The organism is Streptomyces sp. NA04227 (assembly GCF_013364195.1).
GTDB lineage: Bacteria > Actinomycetota > Actinomycetes > Streptomycetales > Streptomycetaceae > Streptomyces.
In genome coordinates this window covers 3,902,830-3,918,640 of the sequence record NZ_CP054918.1, presented here as the reverse complement: position 1 = coordinate 3,918,640, position 15,811 = coordinate 3,902,830, and the positions used below count along the sequence as shown (strand labels likewise).

Annotated in this window: 12 protein-coding genes; 1 reads left to right on the top strand and 11 read right to left on the bottom strand. The window is 72.2% G+C overall.

What is annotated here, in order from left to right; all coding sequences use genetic code 11:
• Positions 1-34: 34 nt before the first annotated feature.
• The 11 genes from HUT18_RS33290 to HUT18_RS16595 form a co-directional block, all read right to left on the bottom strand.
• Complete coding sequence (locus HUT18_RS33290; RefSeq protein ID WP_217710498.1) at positions 35-2,446, bottom strand: anthranilate synthase component I; 2,412 nt, start codon at positions 2,444-2,446, stop codon at positions 35-37.
• Positions 2,447-2,608: 162 nt separating this feature from the next.
• The gene (locus HUT18_RS16640; RefSeq protein WP_176101434.1) at positions 2,609-3,751 is read right to left on the bottom strand and encodes an acyl-CoA dehydrogenase family protein; all 1,143 of its coding nucleotides are present in this window, start codon (positions 3,749-3,751) and stop codon (positions 2,609-2,611) included.
• A complete protein-coding gene (locus tag HUT18_RS16635; protein WP_176101433.1) occupies positions 3,744-4,283 on the bottom strand; it encodes a PaaI family thioesterase in 540 nt (179 codons plus the stop codon). The genes HUT18_RS16640 and HUT18_RS16635 overlap by 8 nt, the downstream gene beginning before the upstream one ends.
• Positions 4,284-4,467: 184 nt before the next feature.
• On the bottom strand, positions 4,468-5,604 hold the full coding sequence (locus HUT18_RS16630) for a ferritin-like domain-containing protein (protein WP_176101432.1): 1,137 nt from the start codon (positions 5,602-5,604) through the stop codon (positions 4,468-4,470).
• Between the two features lie 2 nt (positions 5,605-5,606).
• Positions 5,607-7,118, bottom strand: coding sequence for a class I adenylate-forming enzyme family protein (locus tag HUT18_RS16625; protein WP_176101431.1), 1,512 nt, complete (start codon positions 7,116-7,118; stop codon positions 5,607-5,609).
• Between the two features lies 1 nt (position 7,119).
• Complete coding sequence (locus tag HUT18_RS16620; protein WP_176101430.1) at positions 7,120-7,368, bottom strand: acyl carrier protein; 249 nt, start codon at positions 7,366-7,368, stop codon at positions 7,120-7,122.
• Positions 7,365-8,384: a transglutaminase domain-containing protein gene (locus HUT18_RS16615; protein ID WP_176101429.1), complete on the bottom strand. Its 1,020-nt coding sequence runs from the start codon at positions 8,382-8,384 to the stop codon at positions 7,365-7,367. The genes HUT18_RS16620 and HUT18_RS16615 overlap by 4 nt, the downstream gene beginning before the upstream one ends.
• On the bottom strand, positions 8,381-8,638 hold the full coding sequence (locus HUT18_RS16610; protein WP_176101428.1) for an acyl carrier protein: 258 nt from the start codon (positions 8,636-8,638) through the stop codon (positions 8,381-8,383). The genes HUT18_RS16615 and HUT18_RS16610 overlap by 4 nt, the downstream gene beginning before the upstream one ends.
• Entirely contained in the window at positions 8,635-10,329 is a 1,695-nt protein-coding gene (locus tag HUT18_RS16605; RefSeq protein ID WP_176101427.1) for an AMP-binding protein, read from the bottom strand. Before HUT18_RS16605 ends, HUT18_RS16610 begins: the two co-directional genes overlap by 4 nt.
• A 4-nt stretch (positions 10,330-10,333) precedes the next feature.
• Positions 10,334-11,932 carry a class I adenylate-forming enzyme family protein gene (locus tag HUT18_RS16600; protein WP_176101426.1) on the bottom strand — a complete coding sequence of 533 codons (1,599 nt, stop codon included), beginning with the start codon at positions 11,930-11,932 and terminating at the stop codon, positions 10,334-10,336.
• Positions 11,933-12,301: 369 nt separating this feature from the next.
• Positions 12,302-13,195 carry an alpha/beta fold hydrolase gene (locus tag HUT18_RS16595; RefSeq protein ID WP_176101425.1) on the bottom strand — a complete coding sequence of 298 codons (894 nt, stop codon included), beginning with the start codon at positions 13,193-13,195 and terminating at the stop codon, positions 12,302-12,304.
• Between the two features lie 218 nt (positions 13,196-13,413).
• Between HUT18_RS16595 and HUT18_RS16590 the strand changes: the two genes are divergently transcribed.
• On the top strand, positions 13,414-15,699 hold the full coding sequence (locus tag HUT18_RS16590) for an MMPL family transporter (protein WP_176101424.1): 2,286 nt from the start codon (positions 13,414-13,416) through the stop codon (positions 15,697-15,699).
• The last annotated feature ends 112 nt before the right edge of the window (positions 15,700-15,811 follow it).

Here is a 15,811-nt window from a genome sequence, read left to right as displayed (position 1 = left end):
CCCGCGTCCGCCACTGCCTCCGCGTCCCTCCCGCTCACCGGGTCCCGCCCGCAGTCGCGACCCCGGCCGGTACGGGCCGCCCGAGGCCCGCGACGGCGTTGGCGATCAGGCGGTGGCCCGCGCCGTCCGCCGCCGTCATGATCGACTCGGGGTGGAACTGGACGGCCGCGACCGGCAGGGTGCGGTGTTCGATGCCCATGACCGTGCCGTCGGCGGTGCGGGCCGTCACCTTCAGGTCGGCGGGCAGGGTCCGCGGGTCGGCGTACAGGGAGTGGTAGCGCCCGGCGCGGAAGCGGGCGGGCAGGCCGCGGAAGACCGTGCCGCCGCCGTCGACCACCTCGACGGGTGAGGGTTTGCCGTGCACGGGGAGCGGGAGGGTGCCGAGGGTGCCGCCGAAGTACTCCACGATGCCCTGGAGTCCGAGGCAGACGCCGAACACCGGCAGCCCGTGCAGCAGTGCCGTGTCCAGGACGCCGGACAGGCCGAAGTCGGACGGGCGGCCGGGCCCCGGTGAGAGGACGAGCAGATCGGGGTTCTCGTCGTCGAGGAGCGCGGGCGGGAAGCCCGCGCGGTAGGTGACCACCTCGGCGCCCGCCTGGCGCAGATAGTCGGCGAGCATGTGGACGAAGGAGTCCTGGTGGTCCACGAGCAGTACCCGTGGGGGACGGCCGGACTCCGCGGCGCCGTCGCCCGCGCGGAGCCCGCCACCGTGTCCCGCACGGCGCCCCGCACCACCTCGCGCGCCCCGCGCCGGGCCCTCGCGCCCGGCCCCGGCGGAGTCACCCCCGTCACCGCCGACACCACCGTCACCATCGCCACCGCCGACACCTCCGCCCCCGGCGTTCTCCACCGCGTCGAGCAAGGCGGACGCCTTCAGTTCGGTCTCGGCCTCCTCCGCCCGCGGGTCGGAGTCGAACAGCAGCGTCGCGCCCGCCCGTACCGTGGCGACGCCGTCGCGGATCTGGACGGTGCGCAGGGTGAGCGCGGTCTCCAGGGCGCCGTCGAAGCCGATCCGGCCGACCGCGCCGCCGTACCAGCGGCGCGGGCTGCGCTCGTGCTCCTCGACGAAGGCGATGGCGGCCCGTTTGGGAGCGCCGGTGACGGTGACCGCCCACATGTGGGTGAGGAACGCGTCGAGGGCGTCCCGGTCGGGGCGCAGGCGGCCGCGTACGTGGTCGACGGTGTGGATGAGGCGCGAGTACGGCTCTATCTGACGGCGGGCCAGGACCTCGACCGAGCCGGGCACGCACACCCGGGCCTTGTCGTTGCGGTCCACGTCCGTGCACATCGTCAGTTCGGACTCCTCCTTGGCGGAGCCGAGCAGGGTGCGGATCTGCTCGGCGTCCTCCAGCGGGTCGCGGCCGCGGGCGATGGTGCCGCTGATCGGGCAGGACTCGACCGTGCGCGCCTTCGGATCGACGCGGACGAACATCTCCGGCGAGGCCCCCACCAGGTGCTCGCCCTCGGCGAGGTTCATCAGCAGGCCGTACGGCGCCGGGTTGCGGGTGCGCAGCCTGCGGAAGATCTCCGACGGCGGGGCGCCGACGGGGCGGCGGAAGCTCTGGCCGGGCACCACCTCGAACAGGTCGCCGGTGCGGAAGCGCTCCTTGGCGCGGCGGACGAGTTCGGCGTACGCGCCCGGCGGGTGGTCGCGGCGGGACTTCGGTTCGGCCGGGGGCGCGCACGGCGCCGGAGGGGTCCTGCGCGGCAGGCCCGCGGTGAGGTGTCCGGCGTAGGAGAACTCGTAGCTGTGCAGGGCGGCGGTGCCGCGCTGCCGGTCGAGGTGCAGGATGCGGTCCGGCAGGTGCAGTACGAGGGTGCGGTCGTGCGGATCGCGGTCCTGGTGCAGCGGTACGGGGTCGAAGCCGAAGGCGAGGTCGTAGCCGAACGCCCCGTACAGGCCCCAGAGATCGCCGCGCGGTCCGGCCAGGGCGCCGACGAGGGTGCGCAGCAGGGAGAAGACGGAGGGCCGGCGGGTGCGCTTCTCCTCGCTGACCGGCCGCTCGCCGGGGTGCGCGGCGCCGAGGCCGACCGTGACGATGCCCGCGGCCTCGTCCCACACCGCCCCGCCCGGGACCAGGGCGGCGGCGAGCGCGGGCAGCAGGACGCGGCCGCGCTCGTTCAGCGCGCGCACGCGTACGCCGTGCGCGTCGGCGGTCAGTTCGACGGGCGGGTCCGTGTGACCGAGGTCGTGCGGCCGGTAGCGGCCGGGCTGGTCGCAGCGGCCCGAGAGGAGCAGCCCCCGCCGCTTGTCCAAGGTGTCTTCCACCAGGGCCAGTTCGGCCTCGGCGCGCCGCATCGTCAGCGGCTCGGTGTGGCGCGCCACCCGCAGGCCGACCGGGGTCGTCCACCGGTGTGTGGTTGCCGTCGTGATGGGGTCCTCCTGCGTCGGGTCGCCGGTACTGAGGACGCCGATGACGCTGACTTCGGGCTGCCTTTCGCTCACTGGGTATCCGTTTCGCTGAGAAGGGGGGCGCGTAGCTCGCGGGGAGAGCCGGGCGCCGAAGGTGAGGACGTGCCGGATGTGAGGAGGTGCGGGGCGGCCGGGGTCCGACGGGGAGCGGACGGCGGGGCACCATGAGGCGGCGCCGGGCAGGGCGCCGGGCGGTCAGACGCCGAGGTCGCGACCGATGATCTCCTTCATGATCTCGTTCGTACCGCCGTAGATGGGGTGCACGCGGTTGTCGACGAAGGCCTTGGCCACCGGGGTCTCGCGCATGAAGCCGTAGCCGCCGTGCAGTTGGACGCAGCGGTCGAGCACCCTGCGCTGTACGTCGGTGGCCCACCACTTGGCCTTGGCGGCGGCGACGGCGTCCAGGCGCCCCGCGTTGTGCTCGGCGACGGCCCGGTCGACGTAGGTGCGGGCCACGTCCAACTCCGTTGCCATCTCGGCCAGTTCGAAGCGGACGTGCTGGAACGCGCCGATCTTCCGGCCGAAGGCGGTGCGGGTTTTGCAGTAGTCCAGGGTCTGGGCGAAGGCGGTCTCGGCGGCGGCCACCGCGTAGGCGGCGATGCCCAGGCGTTCCTGCGGGAGGTTGGCCGCGAGGTGCAGGAAGGCGCGACCCGGCCTGCCGAGCAGATTGGCGGCCGGGACCCGGACGTCGTCGAAGAACAGCTCGGCGGTGTCCTGCGCGGCCATGCCGATCTTCTCCAGCTTGCGGCCCCGGGTGAAGCCGGGCATCCCGCGCTCGACCACGAGCAGGCTCAGACCGCGCGCGCCCTGCCCCGGCTGGGTCCTGGCCACCACCAGGACCAGGTCGGCGTGGACGCCGTTGGTGATGAACGTCTTGGCGCCCTTGAGTACGTAGTCGTCGCCGTCGCGGAACGCGGTGGTACGGATGGCCTGGAGGTCGCTGCCCGCCTCCGGCTCGGTCATCGCGATGGCGGTGATCAGCTCGCCGGAGCAGAACCCCGGCAGCCAGCGCCGCTTCTGCTCCTCGGTGGCGAGGTCGAGGAGGTAGGGCGCGACCACGTCGTTGTGCAGCGCGAAGCCGATGCCCGTCGCCCCGACGCGCATGATCTCCTCGCTGATCAGGACCTGGTAGCGAAAGTCGCGCACGCCCGCGCCGCCGTACTCCTCGGGTACGTCGATGCCGAGCAGGCCGAGCTTGCCCGCGGTGCGCCACACATCGCGGTCGACCAGTCCGGCGCGCTCCCAGGCGGGGTGGCGCGGCACGATCTCGCGCGCGACGAAATCGCGCACCATGGCCTGGAAGTCCCGGTGTTCCTGGTCGAGTTCGCTGTCACGCACGCGGCTCACCCGCCCCCAGGAGGGCCTGCGCACGCTCGGCGCCAGGTGTCCTGCGGTGGATGATCTGCTCCACGGTTCCGGTGCAGGCGTGGGTCCCGTACTGGACGAAGCGGACCTCGGCCACGGCACGCCGGGTGGTGCAACTGGTCAGCTCCGTCTCGATGGTGACGGGTCCGGGCACCAGTGGGGCGTGGTACTCGACCGAGAGCCCGGCGGTCAGGAAGCCGGAGGGGTCCGGGATCGCGGAGAGCATCACCAGGCCCGCGAAGTGGTCGACCAGGCAGGCGAGCCAGCCGCCGAAGACGACTCCGGGAGTGAGCGTCAGCTCCTGTTCGAACGTGGTCTCGCAGGTGATAAGGCCCGGCAGCCACGAGGTCGCGGGCGGCAGGGTGAGGGTGCGGGCCGCGGGCGGCCCGGGGATCGTGCCGTCGGCCAGACCGGCCAGCACCCGGCGGCCACTGGTGTCGGCTCCGGCCGGTGCGATCCCGCGCAGCCTGGTCGCACGAGCAGGTGGCTGGGTGGTTTCAAGCATGCGTGTCTCTCCCCATGGGCGGAAATGCGGCAGAAGTGCGGCCAAGATGCGGCAGGAATGCGGCAGCAGGTGCGCACGGCCCGCGCGGTACGAGGGCCGGTCCGCACCCTCGTGCGGACCGGCGCACAGGGGCCGCCGCCGCGGCGGGAGCCGGGGGATGCCGCCCCCGCGGCGGCGGCCCGGTTCAGGGGGTGGTGGGCGTCGCGTCGCCGGACTCGGCGGCGGCGCGGCCGAGGTCGACGACCTGTCCGATGTCGCGGCGGCGCAGCTCCATCTCGTGCTGGGTCAGGGCGTCCACGGCCGCCTTGTCGTCCAGCGCGCGCAGCGCCTCCTCGTCGACCTCCTGGAAGCCAAGGACGCCCATCTTGGCCAGCGCCTCCTGCACCCGCGGCCCGAACATCCCGATCTCCTTCAGGCCGGGCACGATCCGCATGAAGACCAGACGCCGGAACTCCCGCTTGGCGGGCGAGCGCCGGGACGCCTTGATGGCCTCCTCGCCGTAGCCCAGGGTGTTCCAGATCTCGTCGTCGACGTACCGGTCGCGCAGCGCCCAGCAGCCCTCGACCACGAAGTCCTCGCGGTCCTTGAGCTCCGCCGCGGACAGCTGCGGGTAGTACGCGCGCAGCAGCAGCCGTCCGAAGGCCACGTGCCGGGCCTCGTCGCGGGCCACGTACGCGCTGAACGCCCGTGCCAGCGGGTCCTTCAGCCGGTCGCGGTGCACGCCGAAGGTGGCCAGGCCCATGTTCTCGACGAGGATGTGCGCGGCCAGCACGCCGAAGTCCCAGCGCGGTTCGCGCATCGCCTGCTCGAACATGGCGGCGATCGACGGGGAGAGCCCGTACCTGAGGCCGATCTTGGTGTGCAGGAAGCGGTTGAAGCCCTCCACGTGCCGGGCCTCGTCCATGAGCTGGGTGGCCGCGTACATCTTGGAGTCGAGGTCCTCGACGGTGAGCAGGATCTTGCCGACGGCGATCAGCGCGGCCTGCTCGGAGTGCAGGAACTGCGAGTACAGCCAGCCGCTGCTGTGGCGGCGCACGACGCTGCGCTCGCTCTCCGGCAGCCGGTCCCACAGCGTGGATCCGGCGATGGAGATGAACTCGTCGGGCAGGCCGAGCGGGTCCTCGGGGTCGGTCTCGTGGTCCCAGTCGAGCCGCTCGTCCATGTCCCACTGGCGCTGCTTGCCCTGCTTGTACAGCCGGACGAGCTTGTCGTTGCGCTGGTCGTAGTCCCACTGGATGACGGCGTTGCCCCGCATCGGGACGGCCCACTGGCCGGCGAGGTCGGTGAGGACCTCGGGGCGGGTGTAGTCGGTGGTGGTCATGCTCACTGCTCCCTGTCGGCGACGAGCGTCTGGTGGGCCCTCTCGCGCAGGCTGGTGCGCAGCGCCTTGCCCGCCGGGTTGCGCGGGATGCGCTCCACGGGCAGGAAGTGGGTGGGGCGCTTGTACGGCGCGAGGCCGTCGATACAGAGCTGGAGCAGCTCGTCGGAGTCGAACTCGCCCTCGGGCGTGGGCTGGACGAAGGCCACCGGCGTCTGGCCCCACAGGTCCGAGGCGAGCGGGACCACCACGACGTCGGCGACGTTCGGGGACTGCCGCAGCACGTGCTCGATCTCGGCGGGGTAGACGTTCTGCCCGCCCCGCAGGATCAGGTCGTTGCGCCGGTCGACGACCCAGACCAGGCGGTTCGCGTCGACGCAGCCGAGGTCGTGGGTGTTGAGCCAGCCCTCGCGCAGGACCCCACCGGTGGCCTCGGCGTTCTTCCAGTAGGTCTGCATCAGGCCGTCGCCGCTGACCTGGATCTCCCCGATGACGCCGGTGGGCACCTCCCGCCCCTCGGAGTCGGTGACGCGCAGCCCGGCGCCGAGCATCGGCACACCGACGCAGACGGCTCCGGGTACCGGGGGTTCACCGGTCTCGGTGCCGGGGCGGAGCGTGAGGACGGGGCCGCCGCCCTCGGTGATCCCGAAGATGGTCTGGAGTTCGACGCCGAGGCGCTCGCTCGCCTCCGCGGCGAGTTCGGCGGGCATCGGGGCGGCGCCGTGCAGCAGCAGCCGCAGCTTGGACAGATCGGTGTCGGCCAGGCCCCTGGTCCGGAGCAGCAGCCGGACCATGGACGGTACGAGGAAGGCGTGCGCCACCTCCCAGCGCTCCAGGGCGGCCAGGCAGCCCTGCGGGGTGAAGCGGTCCAGTACACAGACCGTGCCGCCCGCCGCCAGATGGTCCAGGGCGATCACGACGCTGCCGTGGAAGAGCGGCCCGGCGTTGAGGAACGCGGTGTCCGGCTCCGGGCGGACATCGGCGAGCCAGGACAGGGCGTTGGTCGCCAGCGAGCGCTGGTCGACCACAACTCCCTTGGCCCGCCCGGTCGTTGCCGAGGTGTGCAGGATCAGCACCGGGTCGCCGAGGCCGCTGCCCGTCTTGCCCGCGCACTCCTCGTCCTCGTCGGGCAGGTCGGCCAGGGTCGCGATGTCGGTGACGGGCAGGCCGGGGTACAGGTCGCCGAGCCGCGCCGCGTACGTCTCCTCGGCGATCGCCGCCGACGGCTCGACGGACTCCATGATCGCGGCGATCTCGGGGTCGGTCAGCGCCGGGTTGACGGGCACGGCGACCAGGCCCGCGGCGGCGCAGGCGAGATAGGTCTCCAGGACCTCGACGCGGTTGCCGCTGAGCACCAGGACCCGGCTGCCGGGCAGCGTCTCGTGCCGCAGCCGGCAGGCCAGCGCCCGCATCTCGCGGTGCAGGGTGCGCCAGTCGACGTCACGCCGGGTGTCGCGCAGGGCGAGCGCGGCGGGGTCGCGGTCCAGGCCGCGGCGGATCACATTGTCGAGCCACATCTCAGACGGCCTCCTTCGCGGCGAGCAGTGCGGCGACGGCGTTCACCGAGGAGAGACCGAGCAGCTCCTCGTCGCCGAGCGGCCGGGCGAGCTCCTCCTCCAGGCTCAGCGCGATCCTGATCACCTCGCCCGAGCCGATGCCCGCCTCGGCGAAGTCGTCGTCGTCACCGATGCGGTCGAGCAGGGACGGGTGCTCCAGCCCCTGCTTGATCAGGGCGCGTACGTCCCTCGGGGCATGGGCGGTGGTCATACGGTCCTCCTCGGCCGGGCGCCGACGCCGACCATCGCCCAGTACGGGGCGGGCTCGGCGTCGAAGTACACGAGAGGCTCGGCGCTGTCCGTACGGCACGGCAGCAGCCGGTTGAAGCGGCTGCCGAAGCAGGCGGCGGCGAACTCGGGGGACTTGGCGACGCCGCGCTCGTCGCCGACGGTGGCGACGAAGGCGAACACCGGGTCGAGCGACTTGTGCACGCCGTCCTCGACGACGTCGCACCAGGCGTGGTCGCTGCCGAACAGGCCGAGCAGATAGCCGCGCCGCGCCCTCGCCTCCAAGCCCACCGCGCGCAGCCGGTCGGCGAGCAGCCGGGCGGCGACCACGCAGTCGGCGACGCCGAGTTCCCACGCGCGGTGGTGGTCGGTGCGCAGCGGCTCGGGGACCGTCTGGTAGATGACGCGGTGCGAGGCGAGTTCGGCGACGACCTCGTCCCAGACAAGGTGGATCCGCGGATCGCGCACCGTGTGCTCGGCGCCGGTGAGCCGGACGGCGGCCCGGTAGCCGTTGGTGGCCAGCGGCTCGTCGAACGGTCCGCCCTCCAGCAACTCCACACCGGGCGCGGCGAGATCGGGAACCCGGACGGTCACGTCCAGCCGCTCATCCTCGGCGGCGGGGGCCTCCGCTCCCTCGCCGCCGGGTGTGCGGGAGGGGTGCACGCCGACCTCCCAGTCGCGGGGCGCGAACCAGCTCGCGCGCGGTGAGGCGGCGAACCGCATCAGAAAGCGCAGGCCGAGTTCGGGCACGGTCTGGCCGGTTCCGCAGAACATGCCGATGTTCATCAGGTCGTCGTAGTCGAACAGCGGCCCGCGCGCGCTGTCGACCAGGTGCGGCAGGCCTTCGGCGGCGAGCCGGGCGACCTGCTCGGGTTCGGCGCGCAGGGCGCGCGCGGCCGTCGCGGTGTCGGTGTCGTAGCGGGCCACGTCCGGCGGCGCGACCTTGAACCGGTCGAGCGCGCCGACCAGCGCGTGGGGCGCTGCGGTGTCCGCGGTCATATGGTGCTGCCCTCCCGGATCAACTTCGCCACGAAGTCGGCGAGTTCGCGCACGGTGGCGCTCTCGAAGAGGAAGTCGTCCGGGATGACGACGTCGCACTCGTCCTCGATCTCGGTGATGGCGCGCAGGGCCTTCACGGACTCGATGCCCGGTACGGCCGACAGCGGCTTGTCGGGGTCGATGGACGAGGTGGCGACCGATGCCTGCGTGGCCAGGGCCCCTACAACGATGTCCAGGGTCGCGTTGACGCTCACGAGTGCTGTCCTTCCAAAGTGGTGGTCGAAGAAGAGGCCGAAGCCGAGGCGGACGTGTGCTGCCGGTAGAGGTCGGCCGCGCCGGAGCGCTTGACCTTGCCGGAGCTGGTGAAGGGGAGGGACTGCGGGGAGACCGGAAGGGTCTCCACGGCGGCCAGGCCGAGTTGTTCGGACAGGCGGGTGCGGATGGCCTCGCCGACGGCCCGTGCGGTGTCGGCGTCGAGCTTCGTCTCCCAGATCACGACCATGCGCTCCTCACCGTCGCCCTCCCAGGCGAACGCGGCGCAGTGCCTGCGGTCGACTCCCGGGGTGGACTTGACGATCTCCTCGACGTCCTCGGCGTAGTAGTTCTGGCCGCGCACCACGGCCATCGCCTTCAGACGGCCCATGACGTACAGCTCGCCGTCGTACAGGAAGCCGATGTCGCCGGTGCGCAGCATCCCGTCAGCCGTGAGCGGCTGCTGTGCGGCGGGCAGTCCGAGGTACCCGGAGGTCACCGGCTTGCCGCCGATCAGCACCTCGCCGACGACGCCCTGCTCCAGCGGGGTGCCGTCGGCGTCGCGGATGCGCACCTCGACGCCCGTGACGGGGGCGCCGCAGGAGACGACGGTGCGCGTGGTGGGCCCGGCCCCGGCGGCCTCGGTGACGCGTTCGCCCAGCGACAGGCTGGCGCGCTCGACCTCCAGGCTGCGGTACTCGGACTCGGGCACGCCGGTGCTGACGATCAACGTGGCTTCGGCGAGGCCGTAGTTGGGCTGCACGACCTGGGGACGCAGGCCGTACGGGGCGAAGGTCTTCTGGAACGCCTCCAGGCTGGGGCGGCGCACCGGTTCGGAGCCGTTGCCGCCGTAGCGCCAGGCGGACAGGTCCAGGCCCTCGGGGATGCCCTTGGCGGCGGCCGCGACGAGGTAGTCGTAGAAGAAGTTCGGGGCGGGCTGGATCGAGGAGCGGGACGCGGCGAACTCGGACAGCCACTGCATGGGGCGGCGCACGAAGTCGCCGGGCTGCCACAGGGTGATCGTCGAGCCCATCCGCAGCGCGGCGAGCATCGTGAACAGGCCCATGTCGTGGAAGAGCGGCAGCCATTGGCCGAGCCGGTCCTCGGGCTTCCAGCGGGTACCGGCCTCGATCGCGTCGAGCCCGGCCGAGATGTTGTGGTGGCTGGCCATGACGCCCTTGGGCGCCGACGTGCTGCCGGAGGTGTACTGGATGACCGCGAGGGCGTCGCCGCCGCCGGACGGTGCGGGCAGCGCCGCGCGGGTGGCGGGCGGTTCGGCGATGTCGACGAACGGCAGGCCCGGCAGGGCCTCGGCGACCCGGGCGACGACGCGGCTGCCGAGGCTGCCGTCGACGAGCATCGCGTCCAGCGAGGCGTCCTCGGCGATGCGCCGTACGTGCGCGGCGTAGGCGTCGGCGCCGCCGAAGGCGACCGGCAGTGCGAGCGGCACGGTCGCGGCGTCCAGGCGGAGCGCGGCGAGCAGCCCGCGCACCCACGGTTCGCCGTTGGCCATCAGCAGGCCGACCCGGCGCGGGGCGCGGCCGTCGCAGGCCGTGAGCACGGCGCCCGCGGTGCGCTCGGCGCGGTCGAACAGGGCGGCGCCGGTGACCGGTTCGGCCGACCGGGAGGGCGTGTGCAGCAGGGTGTCCTCACGCAGACCGCGGGCGAGTTCGTGCCAGAGGTGCGTCGTCATGGGATCAGGCGTCCTTCCGTGCGGTGGCCTTGCGCTGGATACGGCGCGAGAGCATGCGGCGCAGCACGGACCGGCGGACCTTGTACGAGCCGGTCAGCGGCATGGCCTCCCACTCCCAGAAGCGGACCTCAAGGCCGGGCAGCCCGGCCTCGGCGGCCGCGGCGCGCAGCCGCTCCGGGTCGGGTGTGGTGCCCGCGCGCGGACAGGCCACGGCGAACACGGAGCTGTCGTCCTCGTCCTTGACCAGGACCAGTTCGACGAGTTCCGGCATGGCTTCGAGCAGGTGGTCCTCTTTTTCCAGGAGGCTGCCGACGCCGTCGACATGCTCGACGGTGCGGTCCAGGAGCTCCAGCGAACCGTCGTCGAGGAGACGGCCGATGTCGCCCATGGGCCACCAGGAGTCCTCCGGCGGCATGGCGTCGCCGCCGACGTACCCGCGCATCCGGCCCGGCGAGCGGGTCTCGATGAGGCCCGGCGTGTTCGGCGGCTGCGGGACCCCGTCGCCGTCGACGATGCGCATCTCCATGCCGCCGCCGACGTGGCCGACGTTGCGCGGCGAGTAGTCGGCCGACTCCTCGCGGGTGACGATGCGCAGGCAGATGGGGCCGGACTCGGTCTGGCCGTACGCCTGGAAGTAGTGCGCGCGCGGGTGTTCGGAGGCGTTCAGGAGGGTGCGTACGGTCCGCGGGTGCATCGCGTCGAAGGTGGAGATGAACCGCTCGATGTGCTGGAAGGGGCGGTCCGGGTCGTGGGCCAGGGACTCCCACTGGATGTAGACGTTCGGGTGGGTCTCGATGGACGTCGGGCGGTGCTGAAGCATCAGGCGCTTGACGTTGGCCGGGTCCGGGTCGGCGATCGCGAGGCCGGGCATGCCGGTCTCCAGCGAGGCGAGTGTCCCGGCGCAGGTGCGGGCGTGCACGAAGGACAGGTGCTTGGCGTTCAGGTCCTGCGGCGAGTACTGGTCGCGGAAGATCATGATCATCGGGGCGACCATGCCGAACAGCGAACGCGTGGAGTGCGCCGCCATCTTGGGCGCGCCGGTGGTGCCCGAGGAGTGCGTGATGACGAACCACTCGTCCTCGTCGCGCGGGTCGGCGCGGTGCGCGAGCCGGTCCTGGAGCGGTACGACCCAGTTCTCGGCGCTCTCCTCCAGGCACAGCACGTTGCGGGTCAGGCGCCGCAGCGCGTGCTGGTGCTCGGTCAGCCGGGACAGACCGAAGGAGTCCACCAGGAGGTAGGGGTTGTCGAGCCGGGCGAAGCACTCCAGGAGCTCGCCGGTCTCCATCGCGGAGGACAGCAGGGCGGGCAGCGCGCCGATCTTGCCGAGGGCGCACATCACGGCCTCGACCTCGATGTGGTTGCGCTGGACGACGGCGACGACGTCCCCGTGGCGGATCCCCCCGGCCCACAGCCGGTCGGCGTAGTCGTCGATGGCCACGGCGAACTCGGCGAAGTTGCGGACCGGCCGGTCGTACGTACGCCAGGGAGTGTCGGAGAGGAACGGCGTATCGGGGTGCTTCTCCGCCGCGATGGTCGGAAGGATCCCGAGCGCGGCGGTCGGCTGGGGGATGTCGTCGAGCTTCAGTGCTGATATGTCGGGCATTCCTGTTCCCTTTGCTCGGCTTGCCTGGCCTGGCGGTGATGTGCGGGCAGCGCAAAGCGCGCCTTGGTGAGGCTGTGCGAATGCGGGGGGAAGGGCCGGGGTCGCTCGCCGTGGTCCGGGAGCGTCCGGCATGAGACAAGAGGGGGCGATGGGGCGATGCACTCCCCACGAATTTGACAAACTTCCGGAGGGTCGTCCTCCGCGCGCCGCCGTGCGCGTCGTCGCCCGCGATGCTTCCCGCGCCTTCGCCCGTACGGCCGCGCCAGGACACCACCGCCGAGACACCACGGCCCGCGTACGTTCCCCAAGGGGCGTACGCGGGCCGGGAGTTGAGCCGCCGGATGCCGGTGCCGGTTGCCCGGCGCCGGGTCAGCGCGGGTCGGCGAAGAGGGCCGTCGCCGCTTCGGCCACGACGTCGGGGCGCTCCTCGTGGAGGTAGTGGCCGCAGCCGGGTACGACCTGGACGCGCAGTGCGTCGGCGTGCTTGCCCGCCTCGGTGATCACGCTCGGCGGCAGCATGAAGTCCCGCTCACCGGCGAGGACGACGGTCGGGGTGGTGAGCCGCAGCTTCTTGTACCGGCCGAGGACCAGCTTGGCGATGTCGCGCAGCGCGAAGGCGCGGTGCAGCGCTTCGCCCGCCCTGGCCCGCTCGGGCTCCTGACTGGAGCTCACGAACCCGTCCATCGCCTCCGGCGTCCACACCGCCTGGTCGACGACACCCTTGCGCATCAGATACCGAGTGAAGCCGGGCCGGCTGCGCAGCATCCAGCGCCCCAGCAGCGGCTGTTCGAGCAGTGCCGTGTACCAGAACCGCCAGGACTGCGGCATCAGCCGGTGGTGCAGCGGCCAGGGATGCATCATGTTCAGCGCCAGGTACTGCCGGACCCGCTCCGGTGCCTTCAGGCACAGGTGGAACCCGGTCCACGCGCCCCAGTCGTGCCCGATGAGCCGGACCCGGTCCAGGCCGAGCGCGTCGAGCAGACCGAGCACGTCGGCCACCCTGGTGTCGGTGTCGTAGCCCGTGCGCGGCGCGTCGGACCAGCCGAAGCCGCGCTGGTCGACGCAGATCAGCCGGTAGTGCCCGGAGAGCAGCGGCACCAGCTTCCGCCAGGCGTACCAGTGCTGCGGGAAGCCGTGCAGCAGTACCACCGGCTCTCCTTGGCCCACCTCCGCGACGTGCAGGCGGATGCCCCGCACGTCCACGTAGTGGTGGCGGACGCCGTCCAGTTCGGGCAGGGGCGGGATGTGTTCCACGGTCTCCACGGGGGCTCCAGGCGGTGTTCGGTGTAGTGGTCGGACTGTCAGGAGGCGCCGTGTGCGCCAAAGGTTCCGCCGAGGTGCCAACTCGCTCGAACTTGTCTCCCGAACTTGTCCCCTGCCGGGCCCAGTTGAAGTCGCACGGAACGTTCGCGGGACCCGCCTCCTCCTGACCCAGCGCGGCTCGACTCGGAGCCGACTGGCCCTCAACGGAGGAGAACACCGTGACAAGAAGGCGAGGCCTCGCTCAGGCCGCCGGGCGCTGGAGCGCCGAGCACCGATGGGCGGCCGTACTGCTCTGGCTGGCGTTCGTCGTCGTGGCCACCGTGCTCGGCGGCTCGGTCGGCCAGCAGGAGCCGACCCCCGCCGAGCTCACCAACGGGGAGGCCCGGCACGCCGAGAAGATCCTGGACGACGCCGGTCTGACGCTTCCCGCGCACGAGGTCGTGTACGTCCACAGCGACCGCGAGACGGCCGACTCCGCGGCGTTCCGCTCGGTCGTCGGCGAAGTGGTGCGGCGGATCGAGGCGACCGGCCGGGTGCGCGACGTGGTGTCGCCGCTCGATGCGGCCGGTGCCGGGGCGATCTCGGCCGACCGGCACGGTGCGCTGGTGCAGTTCGACATGGCGGGCGACAGCGTCGACGCCAAGAAGAAGGTGCAGCCGGTCCTGGACGCGGTGGCGAAGGCCGACAAGGCCCAACCCGGCATCCGCGCCGAGCAGTTCGGTGAGGCGTCCTTCGCCCACAAGTACGACGACAAGCTGCACACCGACTACACCAACGCCGAGCTGATCTCCTTCCCGGTGACCCTGGGCATCCTGCTGGTGGCCTTCGGCGCCCTGGTCGCCGCGCTGCTGCCGGTCGTCCTCGCCCTCACCGCGGTGGTCGCGGCCGGCGGACTGCTCACCCTGAGCAGCCACTTGGTGCACGTCGACCAGAACGGCAGCTCCGTGATGTCCCTGATCGGCATCGCGGTCGGCGTCGACTACTCGCTCTTCTACATCCGCAGGGTGCGCGAGGAACGGGCGCGCGGAAACAGCACACAGGCCGCAGTGAACGCGGCCGCCGCCACCTCCGGCCGCTCCGTCATCGTCTCGGGCCTGACCGTCATCGTCTCCCTGGCCGGTCTCTTCCTCTCCAACAACGGCATCTTCTACGGGATGGCGACGGCGACGATCATCGTGGTGGCGGTCGCCGTGCTCGGCTCGGTGACCGTGCTGCCCGCCATGCTCTCGCTGCTCGCCCACCGGATCGACAAGGGCCGGGTGCCGCTGCTGCCGCGGACGCGCGCAGAGAACACCGAGGGCGCACCCGGCCGGCGCGGGATGTGGGGATCGGTGCTCGGCGCGGTGCTGCGCCGTCCGGCCGTCTCCCTCGTCCTGTGCGGCGGCGCGCTTGCCGCCCTGGTCGTTCCGGCCTTCTCGCTGCACACCTCGGACCCGGGCGTCAGCGACCTGCCCACCGAGAGCATGCCGGTCCTGCAGACCTACGAGCGGATCCAGAAGGCGTTCCCCGGCTCCTCGACCCCGGCCAAGGTCGTGGTGAAGGCGGACGGCCTGAAGGGCGCGGCGGGCGAGGAGGCGCGCAGCCGCTTCACCAAGGCCGCCGACTCCACGCCGGGACTGAGCGGCCCGGTGACCTACCGCCTCTCGGACGACGGCCGGGTCGCCGTCGCGACCGTGGGCCTGGCGGGCAGCGGTACGAACGAGAAGTCCGTACGCGCTCTTGAGACCCTGCGCGACAAGGTCGTACCGCAGACCTTCGGCGCGATGCCCGGCGCCGACGTCGCGGTCGGCGGCACCACCGCGGCCTCCGTTGACACCAACGCCAACCTCTCGGACCGGGCCCCGTGGGTGGCGGGCTTCGTGCTGTTCTTCACCTTCGCGGTCATGCTGGTCTCGTTCCGGTCCGTGGTGATCGCGGGCTTCACCCTGGTCCTCAACCTCCTTTCGGTGGGCGCCGCCTACGGCATCGTGGTGCTGGTCTTCCAGCACGGCTGGGGCGAGGGCCTGCTCGACTTCACCAGCACCGGAGGCATCGCCTCGTGGGTGCCGCTCTTCCTGTTCGTGTTCCTCTTCGGCCTGTCGATGGACTACCACGTCTTCGTCGTCAGCCGGATCCGTGAGGGCCACGACCGCGGGCTGCCCACCACCCAGGCCATCGAGCAGGGCATCCGCGGCTCGGCCTCGGCGGTCACCGGCGCCGCCGTGGTGATGGTGGCCGTCGCGGGCGTCTTCGGCATGCTGCCGCAACTGTCCATGAAGGAGTCCGGCGTCGGCATGGCCACCGCGGTCCTGATCGACGCGACCCTGATCCGGATCGTGCTGCTGCCCGCCACCATGCGGCTGTTGGGCGAGGCCAACTGGTACCTGCCCAAGTGGCTGGAGTGGCTGCCCGCCGGTCTCGCCGAGCCGTCCGCCGCCGACGCTCCGGCGGGTGCGGGGGGCGCGCGTCCGGACCGGGACTCAGACCGGGACGCGGACCGGGACTCGGTGCCGACGGGGTCCTGACCGTACGGTTCACACATACCGATGCCGCCGGACTCCGGGTCCGGCGGCATCGGTATGTGCGGGTGGGTGTCTGTGTCTGTGTGGGGGGGGGTCCGGAGCCGTACGTCTCGGC

Coding starts and splice junctions, on each gene's coding strand:
- HUT18_RS16635 (WP_176101433.1), bottom strand. CDS start 4,283: ATGCTTGAAACCACCCAGCCACCTGCTCGTGCGACCAGGCTGCGCGGG.
- HUT18_RS16630 (WP_176101432.1), bottom strand. CDS start 5,604: ATGACCACCACCGACTACACCCGCCCCGAGGTCCTCACCGACCTCGCC.
- HUT18_RS16625 (WP_176101431.1), bottom strand. CDS start 7,118: ATGTGGCTCGACAATGTGATCCGCCGCGGCCTGGACCGCGACCCCGCC.
- HUT18_RS16620 (WP_176101430.1), bottom strand. CDS start 7,368: ATGACCACCGCCCATGCCCCGAGGGACGTACGCGCCCTGATCAAGCAG.
- HUT18_RS16615 (WP_176101429.1), bottom strand. CDS start 8,384: ATGACCGCGGACACCGCAGCGCCCCACGCGCTGGTCGGCGCGCTCGAC.
- HUT18_RS16605 (WP_176101427.1), bottom strand. CDS start 10,329: ATGACGACGCACCTCTGGCACGAACTCGCCCGCGGTCTGCGTGAGGAC.
- HUT18_RS16600 (WP_176101426.1), bottom strand. CDS start 11,932: ATGCCCGACATATCAGCACTGAAGCTCGACGACATCCCCCAGCCGACC.